Annotated in this window: 12 protein-coding genes; 1 reads left to right on the top strand and 11 read right to left on the bottom strand. The window is 59.7% G+C overall.

The annotated features are described in order from the left end of the window. Positions 1-34: 34 nt before the first annotated feature. Entirely contained in the window at positions 35-2,431 is a 2,397-nt protein-coding gene (locus OIL88_01950; protein HJI71137.1) for an LPXTG cell wall anchor domain-containing protein, read from the bottom strand. Between the two features lie 225 nt (positions 2,432-2,656). Here OIL88_01950 and OIL88_01945 point away from each other — a divergent pair, with 225 nt between their 5' ends. Continuing rightward, entirely contained in the window at positions 2,657-4,060 is a 1,404-nt protein-coding gene (locus OIL88_01945; protein ID HJI71136.1) for a LuxR C-terminal-related transcriptional regulator, read from the top strand. Positions 4,061-4,112: 52 nt separating this feature from the next. On the opposite strand, the gene OIL88_01940 is transcribed toward OIL88_01945, so the two are convergent. From OIL88_01940 to purM, 10 genes are all read right to left on the bottom strand, one after another. After that, the gene (locus OIL88_01940; protein ID HJI71135.1) at positions 4,113-4,736 is read right to left on the bottom strand and encodes a cytidylate kinase-like family protein; all 624 of its coding nucleotides are present in this window, start codon (positions 4,734-4,736) and stop codon (positions 4,113-4,115) included. 171 nt (positions 4,737-4,907) lie between these two features. Next, entirely contained in the window at positions 4,908-5,546 is a 639-nt protein-coding gene (locus tag OIL88_01935) for an amino acid ABC transporter permease (protein ID HJI71134.1), read from the bottom strand. 3 nt (positions 5,547-5,549) lie between these two features. Beyond that, positions 5,550-6,296: an amino acid ABC transporter permease gene (locus OIL88_01930; GenBank protein HJI71133.1), complete on the bottom strand. Its 747-nt coding sequence runs from the start codon at positions 6,294-6,296 to the stop codon at positions 5,550-5,552. Between the two features lie 25 nt (positions 6,297-6,321). Further along, positions 6,322-7,197 (bottom strand): transporter substrate-binding domain-containing protein, encoded by an 876-nt coding sequence (locus tag OIL88_01925; protein HJI71132.1) that lies wholly within the window; start codon positions 7,195-7,197, stop codon positions 6,322-6,324. A gap of 8 nt (positions 7,198-7,205) precedes the next feature. Next, positions 7,206-7,928, bottom strand: coding sequence for an amino acid ABC transporter ATP-binding protein (locus OIL88_01920; protein HJI71131.1), 723 nt, complete (start codon positions 7,926-7,928; stop codon positions 7,206-7,208). A 309-nt stretch (positions 7,929-8,237) separates the two neighbouring features. After that, a complete protein-coding gene (locus OIL88_01915) occupies positions 8,238-8,681 on the bottom strand; it encodes a GatB/YqeY domain-containing protein (GenBank protein HJI71130.1) in 444 nt (147 codons plus the stop codon). 54 nt (positions 8,682-8,735) lie between these two features. Then, entirely contained in the window at positions 8,736-9,956 is a 1,221-nt protein-coding gene (locus OIL88_01910) for a peptidylprolyl isomerase (GenBank protein ID HJI71129.1), read from the bottom strand. A gap of 170 nt (positions 9,957-10,126) precedes the next feature. Further along, on the bottom strand, positions 10,127-10,591 hold the full coding sequence (locus OIL88_01905) for a PTS sugar transporter subunit IIA (protein HJI71128.1): 465 nt from the start codon (positions 10,589-10,591) through the stop codon (positions 10,127-10,129). 154 nt (positions 10,592-10,745) lie between these two features. Then, complete coding sequence (purN, locus tag OIL88_01900) at positions 10,746-11,447, bottom strand: phosphoribosylglycinamide formyltransferase (protein ID HJI71127.1); 702 nt, start codon at positions 11,445-11,447, stop codon at positions 10,746-10,748. Continuing rightward, the gene (gene purM / locus OIL88_01895) at positions 11,437-12,540 is read right to left on the bottom strand and encodes a phosphoribosylformylglycinamidine cyclo-ligase (GenBank protein HJI71126.1); all 1,104 of its coding nucleotides are present in this window, start codon (positions 12,538-12,540) and stop codon (positions 11,437-11,439) included. The genes purN and purM overlap by 11 nt, the downstream gene beginning before the upstream one ends. Positions 12,541-12,582: the final 42 nt, after the last annotated feature.

Below are 12,582 nucleotides of genomic sequence, written 5' to 3'. Positions count from 1 at the left end.
TGCTAAAGCCGAGGATGGGCGCCGCCGCCAAAACCTAACGCTTGCGGCGCTTGGTTGCGGCGATGCCGGCAGCGGCAACGGTTGCGCCAGCGATACCTAGGGCGGCGACCGTCATTACGGTGGTATCTCCCGTGGTAGCCAGGACAGCATCGCCCTTCTTGGTCGGCGCGGCTTTCTCAACCGTCTTGGTCGTGGCGGTTGTCGTGGCCGGCTTAGCCGCGGGTTTGGTCTCGGGTTTCGTCTCAGGCTTGGTTTCGGGCTTGACCTCGGGCTGCGGCGTCGGATTGGGATCCGGCGTAGGCTGCGGATCGGGAGTCGGCGTGGCTTCAGGCGTAAAGGTCAAATCGGTGTTGAGCCACAGAGTGAAGATACAGCCGCTCTCGGGATCAACTACACTCGCTTCGCCCATCTGGTAGCCGCACTCCTGGCCGTTGATCACCAGCTTGGTGTTGGGCGTAAAGTAGAATCCGCGCGCGGGCTTGAGGTAGATACCGTAGCGATAGGTCACGCCAGGCTTAAAGGCGTCGATGTGGTTCGTGATGTTCTGATCCCAGAACTCCTGAGAGTTCACTTCGCTGCCGTCGCTACCCGTCCAGTACTCACACTGAGGAAGGAAGTTGGAGCCCGTCGGAACATTCGCCGTAAAGACCGGCTTATCGCCTGCCTTGAAGGTGGTCGTGGCGCCGTTGATCTCGATAACGTCGATGGCCCGCCATTCGTCGATCGGCTGCTCGCACAGCATATTGTCAGCGTTTGGCGCGAAGACGCCGTTGACGGTCTTGATGTGGTGCGTCCAATGGCCGTTGACGTACATCATGCAGTCATTGCCCACGGTATTGTCGCCCTTGAGCCTCAGCTCGACGGAATACATGTAGAACTTGCCCTCTTCGAAGTGTTCGATCCTCCTCGCGCCCGTCGGATACTTGGCGGGGTCGGAATACCAGAAGGCAACGGGCGTGAGCTCCGCAGGGTCGCTGCCATCCATCTCTTCCCAGCACTCATAGGCGATCTCATACTTATCGGCATCGGCGGCAGGAATCGTCGCGGTCGCACGCGGCGCCTCGCCGGGCGCGTAGTCGGTTTTCACATCGTTGACGTTTAGATTCTCAAGAGCTTCGTTTTCCGACGAAGCAGGCATCGTAATTGTTTTAATAGCAGGGACATACAGGAATTCTCCGCTTAGACTCGGCTTTACGGTTTCCCCGTTTACGGTAACAACGGTTTCATCGCTGAAGGAATATCCGTCTTTTGGCTTCAGCATAAGAGAATACACGTACTCTTTCCCGCTTTGAAACTTTGTAATAGTCGGCAGGGAACCATGCGAGCCGTTATCGGAATACCAGGCAGCAACGGGTTCGTTGTTTTCAAATTCCTGCCAGCATTCATAAGCGATTTCGTATTTATCTGCATCGTAGTTAGGGACACCTGCCGTCGCCTGCGGACCAGTATCCAGCTGCCAATTGAAGTTCGTATTCTGAACATTGGCAAAGGAGATGGATTCCGATTCTGATTCCGCTGCCGGGATAACAAGGCACGCCCTCTCGTAGACATGGGTGCGGGTGTAGTAGTCATCCCGGATCTCGTTAATAGTGGGTTTCCCGGTCGCCTCGGTGTCTCCTTTAAAGGCGTCGTCCGGATCACCGATGATGATATTCCCGGGCTCTGTACCCGTATACGTAAGCTTTGATCCATCATAGGTGGTCGTCATCTTGGACTTATTCTCCTTGTACTCCGTAAAGTACTTCTGCTCCTCCTTCTGTCTCTGAATCTTGCTGATATCCAGGGTAAGCGTTGTTTTATTGCTCGCACTGTCATACGCCGCATGGACGATCAAGTCCCCCAGGCCGATAAAAGTCAAAGCGCTACCATCGAGAGCAGACTGGTCTCCATCTACAAGGGCAATCCCCTCCACATACTCAATCGTTTCTTCTTTCTTGATGTCGGTGTAATTGTTCCGCACCGTAATATTGACCCTAACGCCGCTGCCGCCAACAACATCGGTCACACCGCAGGGCATGATGGCGTCATTCGCCGGCGTGGCGGCGTTGTCGCTGGGAGTATTTTGTTCAGCGGGTGCCGCATCGTTGGATTCATCGGTGGCGCCAGTCGGGGCCGTCTGCTGAGGCTCAACGGTGGCTTGCGCCGCCGGAGCAGCATCGGTTGCAGGCGCGGTCGAAGCAGCTGGTGCGGTCGTTGCAGCCGTATCCCCCGCAACCGTCGGCGTCACCGGAGCCGCGGCAACCTCATCCGTCCCAGCGGCGGGATCGGCGCATTCCGTCGCCAGCGCCACGCTCGGCAGCAGCAGCTGACCGACCATAAGCGCGCACGCACCGGCGCAAGCGATTTTGGCACCCACACAACGCCAGGTACCGTGAACCAGCGAGCAGGTACGCTCGCGTTGGGTCTGCTTATCAAAGTGACTTCCGCACATAACGCCCTCCTTGGTCGTAGGGACACCACCACAAAGGTGCCTGTCCCCTTTGTGGTGGTCCTGTACCACCAAGATGTGCCAAATGACTCCGTATGCCTAGGTTCGTAGATGCGAACCTAGGCCTCTACCTGCGGTTTAATTCAATATGATTTCGCCATCGCCATACGCGTCCCAGGGACGCTACAATCGAGGTCACGCCCATTCCGTCCACCCAAAGGACCGTCCTTGAACCTGAGCAGGCCTAAAATCAACGCGCTTCTGGCACTCGCGCTCTTCACCTTCGCCTTCCTTGCCGCCGAGTTTCGTTTCGACGTCAACGTCGGGCTGCTCGCCGGTGCCGAACGCGTTGTAATCGCACAGGGCTTTATTCTGGGTGCGAGCGTGCTCGGCTTTATCGGATATGCACCACTGCTCGGTCTCGCCCAACGCAAAGGCCAGCCCCAGGCAGTTGTCAGCGCCGCCGTTCCCATCGCCATCCTGGGATTGACCCAGATCCAGTCCCCCACGGGTTCGCTTGCCCTCGAGATTCTGGGCTGCCTCGCATTCCTCGGACTCGGCCTGCTGGGCGCCGCTGCGCACCACGCCTTTTCACTGGCGTTTCAAGACGATCCCAAGCTCGCCACCGGTGCGGGAGCAGCCTATGCCGCGGGCATCCTGATGCAGTTCGCCGTCAACCTGCTCAATTGCGGCGGTATCGCAGAGCTCATCGTCCTTGGCGCAGCGACTATCGCCATATCCGCCCTCAGCGTCGTTCCCCAAAAAGCTGCCGAGAGCTCCAGCCCCGCCATCAATCCCTTTGCTGAGTCCTCTCATGCCCTCGCCAAGCAGGCATGCTGGAGCATCGCGCTCGTCATGATTCTTGCCTGTCTGTTCTCCACCCTCGACAACGTGGTCACACTCTCCAACGCCCACGGCACCATTGCCGTGCAGACTTGGCCGCGCCTCTTTTTGGCGGCAAGCGGCCTTGCCGCCGGTCTTATCTTTGACCTTGCCGAGCACCGCTACATGGGACTTGTCATGCTCGGCATCGCCGTGCTCTCGACCATTTCCATCCTGGCCGTGGAGGCCGGCGCCGATCCCAACCTAGGCCTTGTCGTCTTTTACCTGAGCTCGGGCTTTTTCGTCACGTTCTTTACCGCCACCTTTACACAGCTGGCACCGCACATGCATGCGCCCGCCCTTTGGGCTGGCATGGGCCGCGCCGCCAACAATGTATGCGCTTTCACCACATCGGGCATCTCGCTTGCTCTCGTGACCTCGGATAACGTTGCCCTCATTATGATCGGTGCGCTCGTTTTGCTCGTCGCCGCCTGCGCGGCGTTTGTAGCCGCGGGCCTGTTCCGCCTGCCCCAAACCGAGCGGGAGCGCGAGCGCGAGCAGCTGGCAGAAGAAGCACTCGCCGCCCCCACCATCGAGGAGCAACGCCAGGCCTTCATCGCCAACCACGCTCTCACCCCGCGCGAAGTCGACGTGCTCATAGCCGTGACCCAGGATGAACGCCCGCTCAAGCAGGTTGCCGAGGAACTCGGTATCTCGATGCGCATGGTACAGCGCCACCTGAGCTCCATCTACCAAAAGACCGACACGCAGACGCGCGCCGGTCTCACCAAGGCCTTCCCCTCGGCCTAAAACAAAAACCACCGCAAAGGTGCTTGTCCCCTTTGTGGTGGTTATTGATCGGCTAGCCTTCGAGCTGCGCTACCTTGTAGCGGTAGGCAGCGGCGATGACATCTTTGCAGCCCTCGCGGCCCAGCTTGGCGCGGTTGACGACGATGTCCTTGCCACTCGTCATCTTCCACTTTCCGGCGCTGTAGCGCTTATAGAACGCCTCGCGCGCCTTCTGCTGCTGCTTGACCAGCTTGGCGCCCTTCTTTTTGTTAAGGCCGCGCTTCTTGCGCACGATCTCGACGCGGTCCTCAAAGGGTGCGGTCACCAACACGGCAATGTGGTTGGGATTGTTACGCAGCAGGTAATCGGACAGACGGCCTTCGATAATGCAGCTCTCGGTCTCGCCCAGATCCAAAATCACCTGGCTCATCTTTTGGAACAACTTGTCCGAGTACGAACGTGCATCGTAGCGGTCGGGCAGAAACGCCATATTCTCCACGGCCAGGCGCTCGTCGTAGGCAGCCATCTTGTCGAGCGACTCGCCCGCGCGCAGCGACGCGCGCACCAGCAGCTCGTTATCGTACAGCGGAATCCCCAACTCGTCGGCAAGCATGCGACCAATCTCGTGGCCCTCGGCGCCAAAGTCGCGCGCGATGGTAATGACCACAGGATTCTTCTTATTCTCCAGATCGCTCATCGCGATTCCTTTCTAACAAATGAAAAATAGGCGATTCCTGATTCCCATTTTGTCACTTACGACCGTCCTGGTTTCCCAAGTGCGGCAGATTGCCCCGAAAGAGGAGCGCCGCGTACTAAATGTACGCAAGTGACGATTGAGGGGCAAGGTGCCGTGCTTGGGGAAGCAGGACTATGCGGCTACGATACGACGTTGATACGCTCGGACCAGCAGCGAGATACCAAAGTTGAGCACAAAGTACATCGCAAACACCAGGCCGTAGAGCATAAGCACCTGCGACAGATCGATCGCGTGGGCCATCACGACGTTTGCCGCGTACATGAGCTCGGCCACGTTAATGCCCGAAAGATACGAGCTGTCCTTGATGACGGTCGTGCACTGGCTAAACAGCGCCGGAATGATCGTCTTAAATGTCTGCGGCAGAATGATGTAGCGCATGGTGGCAAAGAAGCCGAAGCCCTGGCTCTGCGCTGCCTCAAACTGACCGCGCGGAATCGAGTTGAGGCCGCCGCGCACAATCTCGGCCATAACAGCGCTGGTAAACAGCGTGAAGGCGATGGTCGAAATCACAATGTCCAAACCCTGCACCGTAAAGTAGATAAACAGGATCCACAGCAGGTTCGGCGTGCAGCGGAACAGCTCGATATAGGCGCTCACCAAAATACGGAACGGGCGGGGCGCATAGCTTTTAACGAGCGCCAGCACCGTGCCAAAGATGAGCGAGAAAAAAATCGACAGCGCCGAGATCTCGATTGTCTTAACAAAGCCGCCCCAAATGTAGAGCAGGTTGGTCGCGTTGAAGATTTCCATGCGCTAGGCCTCCTCTACGTTGTCGAGCCCCAGCTCGGCCAGGCTCACGCCGCGCGGACGCTCCTTGGAGCGGCGCTCGAGCCACTGCACCAGCATGGCGAGCGGAAAGCAGATGATGAAGTACATAAGACAGCAGACGATGTATCCCTGCAGGTAACCGTACAGACTCACAAAGTTGTCGGAACGGTACATAAGGTCGCCGCCGGCCACAAGCGCCAGCACCGACGTGTTCTTGACCAGATTGAGCGCCTGGTTACACAGCGGCGGCAGAATGATCTTGAACGTCTGGGGCAGCACGATGTACCAGTACGCCTGCGCACGGGTGAAGCCCTGGCTCTGGGCCGCTTCCATCTGACCGCGCGGGACCGCCTCGATACCGGTGCGGATGACCTCCGAAATGTAGGCCGCGTGATACAGGCCCACGCCCAAGAAGCCCAGCACGAACGGCGCGATGCGCACCGGCTGGTCGGCACCGGTTATGGCCTGCAAAAACTGCGGACCGGCCATGTACATAAAGAGCACCTGCACGGGCAACGGGGTGTTCTGGTAAAACTCCACGTACACGCGGCTTATGGCGCGCAGCACGCGCGAACGAGTGGTAGAGAACACGCCCAGCAGCGTGCCCAGCACCAGCGACAGCAGCAGACCGGCAACGACCACCTGCAGTGTCACGCCAAAGCCCTCCCAGAAGGGCCCCATGTTTTGAAATGTCGTCGACCAGCGGTCGGCGTCAAATAATCCTTCGAGCATTTGATTCCTTCCTTGGACGATGCGCCTATACAAGACCCCAGGTCTTGACCTCTTGGTCGAGCCAGCCGTCGGCCAGGCGATCGCAAATCACCTGGTCGACCACGGCCGAAAGGTCGCAGCCCTTCTTGGTCGCCACGCCGTAGCCCTGCTCGCCAAACTTGACCTCGGGCTGCAACAGCTCAACGGTCTCGTTCATGTAACCGGCCAGCGTGGAGCGGTCCATGGCAAAGACGTCGATATTGCCGGCATCGAGCGAGCTCTTGATGATGGGGTAGCCGCTAAAGGCCCTAAACTCGGGCTTACAGCTAAAGCCGTTGTCCTTGATCATCTGCTCGATCAGGCTCTGCGTGGTAGCGCCCTGGCTCACGCCAATGACCTTGCCGTCCAGATCCTCAATCGAGGTAAAGCCCGAACGCTTCTTGACCATGAGTCCCACGTAGTCGGTGCGGTACGGCGTCGAGAAATCCCAGCTCTTCTTGCGCTCGTCGGTGATGGTGTAGGTCGCCGCGACCACGTCGAGTTGGCCGTTATCGATCAGCGGGCCGCGCGTCTTGGGCGTTACGTCGGTAAACTCGACAAGCTCCTGGGCACGGGCCTCCTTGTAGCTCACGCCAAAGACGGCAGCGGCGATCTGGTAGCACAAATCGACTTCCATGCCCTCAAAGCGACCCTTGGCGGTGTCGTAATAGCCGTAGCCGGGAACGTCCTTCTTAACGCCGGCGTTCAGATGGCCACGCGACTTGATGGCCGCAAGCTTGGACCCCTTGTCGGAGCCCTCGCCGCTGGTGGAGTTGCCGCAACCGGTAAGCGCGGTCCCCGTCAGCGCAAGCATGCCGGCGCCCGCCAGCTGCAAAAAATGACGGCGCGACACGGCCGCCCTCGTCATATCCGTCATGTCCATCACCGCGCCTAGTGCAGAATCTTGGACAGGAACTCGCGGCAGCGCGGGTTCTCGGGGTTGTCGAAGAAGTGCTCGGGCGTGCCCTCCTCCAGAATGCGACCGTCCTCCATAAAGATGACGCGGTCGGCCACCTGGCGCGCAAAGCCCATCTCGTGCGTCACGCAGATCATGGTGATGTCCTCCTGCGCGAGCTCAATCATAACGTCCAGAACCTCCTGGACCATCTCGGGGTCGAGCGCCGAGGTCGGCTCGTCAAACAGGATGATGGGCTGCTTGGTGCACAGAGCACGGGCGATGGCGATGCGCTGTTGCTGACCACCCGAGAGATTCTGCGGATACTCGCCGGCCTTATGAGCCATGCCGACGCGCTTGAGTGCGGCGATGGCGATCTCGGTCGCCTCCTCCTTGCTCTTCTTTTGCAGCTTGATGGGCGCGAGCGTCAGGTTGCCGAGCACCGTCATGTTGGGATACAGGTTGAACTGCTGAAACACCATGGAACTATACTTGCGAGCCATCTCCAGGTGATTCTTCTTGGTGAGCGGCGTACCGTCGATGACGACCTCGCCCGACGTGGGCTCCTCCAGATAATCGACGCAACGGATGAGCGTCGACTTACCCGAGCCGGAAGGCCCGATCATTACGAGCTTCTCGCCGCGCTTAACGGTGAGATTGATATCTTTGAGCACATGCAGGTCGCCAAAGTACTTGTTGAGATGCTTGATCTCGATCATGTCTGCCATGAATGTCCCTTCCCTGCGTTTACACGAGTTGCACTATTGTACGGAAAGAACCACGTTTCCGCAGCCCACACTACATTCCCGTAAAGAACCCGCAACCTTCCACCCACTCATTGGGGACAGACTTAAATGAGCGCCCGCTCATTGGGCACTCATTTAAGTCTGTCCCCAATGAGCACCCAACCCCCCCCTGTTGAGCACAAGTCAGCGAAAACCCGTACACGCGAGCAAGGTGACGTGAAATGAGGGGGCGCGACCGCAATGGCCACGCCCCCTCAACATCAACTATATGCCGCTCGGCCCCTACGCGAGCTTTGCGCCGACGATCTTTGCCGCGGCAGGCTTATCAAAGTTACCGCCGGTGGCCTTGCCGAGTGCTCCCATGACCTGGCCCATCTGCTTCTTGGACGTGGCGCCCAGTTCGGCGATGACCTGCTCGATCAGAGCCTCGAGCTCCTCGCCCGAAACCTGTGCGGGCAGCAGGCTCTCCAGAATCTTGACCTGCTCGGTCAGGTTGTCGGTACGGTCTTGGTCGGTACCGGCCTTAATGGACATCTCCAGCGTCTCGCTCGTCTGCTTAATCAGACGCTTGATCATGCTGTTGACGTCTTCCTCGGTCACGTCGCGGCGCTCGTTAACCTCGATATTCTTCACCTCGGCCTTGACCTGGCGGATGATGGACAGGCGAACCTTATCCTTGGCCTTCATGGCGGCGATCATTTCCTGCTGCAGCTCTTCGTTGGTCATCTGCAAATCCTCCTCAATAGCGTGGGCGGCGCTCGCATGAGCACCGCCCCATGATTACTCAGTCGTCGACGAATCGTCGGTCGAACTCTTGGTGACGCCCTTCAGACTCACGTTATAGGGCACGTCCTTGGGCATGGGGTTGACGGTGATGTCGGCGTCCTTCTTGTACTGTTCCAGCCACTCGCTGTATGCAGTACTGGCCGCCTGCGTCTTCACCACGTTGGAAACATACTTCTTGATGTCCTTGGGTACCTGCTTGATGTCATCGACCTGGCTATCGACATGGAAGTAGTCGGTGCACTTGATGACATGGTAACCGTACGTCGACTCAACCACGTCGCTCACATCGCCCTTGCTGAGGCCCTCGAGCGCCGTCTGATAGCTGTCGACGAAGGTAGTGAGCTTATCCCAACCCACATCGCCCTTCTTCTCCTTGGAGCCAGTGTCGTCGGAATACTGCTCCACGGCGTCCTCAAAGCTCAGCTCGCCGGAGTTGATCTTGTCCAGGCACTCCTGTGCCTTGGCCTTGGCGGCGGCCTTGTCCTCGTCAGATGCGTCGGAATCGACCTTGATCAGGATGTTCGACGAGCGGCGGGCATCGTTGTAGTTAGACAGATTCTCGTTGATGTAATCGACGATCTCGCTGTCCTTGGGCTTGCTGGTGGGCGCCACGGCATCCTTAAGCTTTTGCTGTGCCAGGCTCTCCTTGAGCGAGTCCTTGTAGGTGTCCTCGGTATAGCCGTAGGTCTTAAGGGTCTTCTTAAAGGTCTTGGCACCGCCCGCGCTCTTGCACGCGTCCTTCCATGCCTTCTCGACCTCCTCGTCCGACACCGTCACGCCGTTTTCCTTCTGCGCCTGCTGAAGCAGAATCTGCTGCGTGTAGGAATCGATGAGCTGCTTGCGGTACTTTTTGGGTGTGAGGTCGTTGTCGACCAGATACTGCGCCCAGTCCTTGTCCTTGGTGTAGCCATAGGACGTGCGCATGCTCATGATCTGCTTGGTCACGGTGTCCTCGGTGAGGTTGGTGCCGTTGATAGTAGCAGCAACACCGCCGGTCAGCTTGTAGCCCGAGGTGTCCTCGGCCTGCGACATAAGGCCGGAGCACGCCATCGCCGAGACGGAAAGCAGCATCGCCAGCACGCCGATGACCACCAGGATGATCTTGACTGTCTTAGACACGTACGTCTTGCGCTGCTTCTTGCGAGAGCTGGAGGCAGCACGGGCCTGCTGCTCGGGCGTCGGCGCGGCCTCGGAGTTCTTTTTCTTATTTGCCATAGTTGGCCTTTCGCATAACGAATCGAACAAACGCCATTGTGTCACAACGCAGCCCCCGCGGCACGCTTGGTGCATTGGGGACAGGTTAATCTGCACCATTTTGGTGCAAAGGGGACAGCTCTGGCAGCCGGCAGTTAGGGACAGTCCCCAAGTGCCGACTCAGCCCCACCTTAGAAGTGGCGGCGGATGGCGTCGACCATGCCCTGGGGCGTGGTCTGGCCGAGCACGTCGGCTGCGGCATCGGCGCCCATAAAGATGTTCATGAGTGCCTGCAGGGCCTCGACCTGGCCACCCGGCTCGGCAATACCCAAATTGATGACGATCTGCGCCGGCACCGGAGCGCCCATGCCAGCCATAGCGTTAAATGTCACGGGCGCAACGGGCTTCACCACCGCGATATAGGGCTTGGCCACAAACCCCGGATCGGTATGCGGAATGGCAATGTTTGCCGCCGGCATGGCAAGACCCGTGGGATAAGCATCCTCGCGCGTGCGAACGGCGTCGAGCCAACCGGACGCAATGTAGCCGCGCGGGGCAAGCTCGCCCTCGAGCCGCACGAACACCTCATCCGGCGTCGCACACTCCCAATCAAAAAACACCAACTCAGGCGTAAACAGCGCTTCGTTATCCGCCATGCGCTCACCTCTCTCACCTAGTCACCTGCGACGTTCTTGAATGACTAGTCGTTAAAGACCGTCCCCGATGACTACCCAAAAAACAAAAGGTGGCCACGCGCGCCTTGGCGCCAATGACCACCCTGACTACTCGGCTAAATTGTACTGTGCGCCGCTAGCCGCGAGGCGCGTCAATTGCGACCTTGCCGCTCTCCAGCACGTGGACGCGGCCGTCGGCGAGCATTTGCACGACCTCGGGATACAGCATGTGCTCGATCGCGTGGATGTGCTCCTCGAGCGTGTCGACGTCCCAGCCCTCCTCAACAGCCAGCGCACGCTGGGCAATGATGGGGCCGTTGTCGTAGATCTCGTTGGCAAAGTGCACGGTCACGCCGGTCACCTTGGCGCCGCGAGCAAACGCATCGTCGATCGCGTGGGCACCGGTAAAGCTCGGCAGCAGCGCCGGGTGCAAGTTGACCACGCGGTTGGGGAACGCCGCCAGCAGCGGGGTGTGCACCATACGCATGTAGCCGGCCATCACCACGTACTCGCAGCCGCGCTCGAGAAGCTCGCGCGCGATGATCTCGTCGGCGGCGATGGGGTCGGCGTAGACATCCTTGGACAGCGTGAGCGTCTGGATGCCCGCGCGCTCAGCGCGCTGCAAACCCTTAGCCGAAGGACGGCTCGACACCACAAGCTCAATCGAAGCGTTAAGCTTGCCGGCGGCGATCAGATCGATCAGCGCCTGCAGGTTGGTACCCGAACCGCTGATGAGCACACCGATCTTGAGCGGCTCAGCCGTATCGGTGCCGGTCGGACGGGTATAGGGCACAAAATCCAGGCCCTCGGCAGCAGCCATCTGCTCGTCAGCGCTCATCGGAGTACACGACCTTACCGGAACCCTCGACGCACTCGCCCACGCGGAACGGCTTCTCGCCCAGCGCGACCAGGGCCTCGGTAACCGCAGCCTCGTCCTCGGGGGCGACGATCAGGCACAGGCCAACGCCCATGTTGAAGGTCTTGCATGCCTCGTTGGGCGCGAGCTCGGCCTGGCGCGACACATAGGTGATGACGGGCGGAACGTCCCAACCCATCTCGGCACCGTTGCGGGTGACCACGGCGTCGACGTCGTCGGCGAGCGCGCGGTTGAGGTTCTCGGTAATACCGCCGCCAGTGATGTGGGCGATGGCGTGCACCGGAGCGCCGCCGCGGAGCAGCTCAAGAACCGGCCTGACGTAGATGCGCGTGGGGGCCAGCAGAGCGTCTGCCAGCGATGCACCACCAAGCTCCTCGAGCGGGCGGCTCAGCTCCTCGGCCTTAGCGGCGGCCTCGGGCGTGCCCGGCTTAATACCGTCGACGCCGATGACCTTACGCACGAGCGAGTAGCCGTTGGAGTGCACACCGGTGGAAGGCAGGCCCAGAATCACGTCGCCGGGGCGAACGTTCGCGGGGTCGAGCATCTTGGGACGATCGACGACACCCACGGTAAAGCCGGCGAGGTCGTAGTCGGCAGGCGCCATGACACCGGGGTGCTCGGCCATCTCGCCGCCCACGAGCGCGCAGCCCGCGAGCTTGCAGCCATCGGCCACGCCCTTGATGATCTTTGCCATGTGCTCGGCCTCGATGTGACCGATGGCAACGTAGTCCAGGAAAAACAGCGGCTCGGCGCCCGAAGCCAGAATGTCGTTGACGCACATAGCGACCAGGTCCTGGCCCACCGTCTCGTGACGGTCCATGATCTGGGCGAGCACGAGCTTGGTGCCCACGCCGTCGGTACCGCTAATCAGAATCGGGTCTTCCATATCCTTAAGCGCGGCGGCCGAGAATAAGCCACCAAAGCCACCGATACCGCCGATAACCTCGGGGCGATTGGTGTCCTTGACCATCTGCTTAATAGCGTCGACGGCGCGGCCGCCCTCAGCGGTATCGACGCCGGCATCCTCATACGTCACATGCTTGCTGTCGCTCATCTGAGCCTTCCTCTCCCACTACCGTCCGCCGCGCGGGCGCCA

The sequence above is a fragment of the Coriobacteriaceae bacterium genome (assembly GCA_025992855.1).
In the GTDB taxonomy this organism is placed as follows: domain Bacteria; phylum Actinomycetota; class Coriobacteriia; order Coriobacteriales; family Coriobacteriaceae; genus Collinsella.
This window is presented reverse-complemented; position numbering and strand designations above follow the sequence as displayed.

What these genes read in the sequence shown, in the direction of transcription:
- OIL88_01950 (HJI71137.1), bottom strand. Translation starts at nt 2,431, where the DNA reads ATGTGCGGAAGTCACTTTGATAAGCAGACCCAACGCGAGCGTACCTGC.
- OIL88_01940 (HJI71135.1), bottom strand. Translation starts at nt 4,736, where the DNA reads ATGAGCGATCTGGAGAATAAGAAGAATCCTGTGGTCATTACCATCGCG.
- OIL88_01935 (HJI71134.1), bottom strand. Translation starts at nt 5,546, where the DNA reads ATGGAAATCTTCAACGCGACCAACCTGCTCTACATTTGGGGCGGCTTT.
- OIL88_01930 (HJI71133.1), bottom strand. Translation starts at nt 6,296, where the DNA reads ATGCTCGAAGGATTATTTGACGCCGACCGCTGGTCGACGACATTTCAA.
- OIL88_01925 (HJI71132.1), bottom strand. Translation starts at nt 7,197, where the DNA reads ATGGACATGACGGATATGACGAGGGCGGCCGTGTCGCGCCGTCATTTT.
- OIL88_01920 (HJI71131.1), bottom strand. Translation starts at nt 7,928, where the DNA reads ATGATCGAGATCAAGCATCTCAACAAGTACTTTGGCGACCTGCATGTG.
- OIL88_01915 (HJI71130.1), bottom strand. Translation starts at nt 8,681, where the DNA reads ATGACCAACGAAGAGCTGCAGCAGGAAATGATCGCCGCCATGAAGGCC.
- OIL88_01910 (HJI71129.1), bottom strand. Translation starts at nt 9,956, where the DNA reads ATGGCAAATAAGAAAAAGAACTCCGAGGCCGCGCCGACGCCCGAGCAG.
- OIL88_01905 (HJI71128.1), bottom strand. Translation starts at nt 10,591, where the DNA reads ATGGCGGATAACGAAGCGCTGTTTACGCCTGAGTTGGTGTTTTTTGAT.
- purN (HJI71127.1), bottom strand. Translation starts at nt 11,447, where the DNA reads ATGAGCGCTGACGAGCAGATGGCTGCTGCCGAGGGCCTGGATTTTGTG.
- purM (HJI71126.1), bottom strand. Translation starts at nt 12,540, where the DNA reads ATGAGCGACAGCAAGCATGTGACGTATGAGGATGCCGGCGTCGATACC.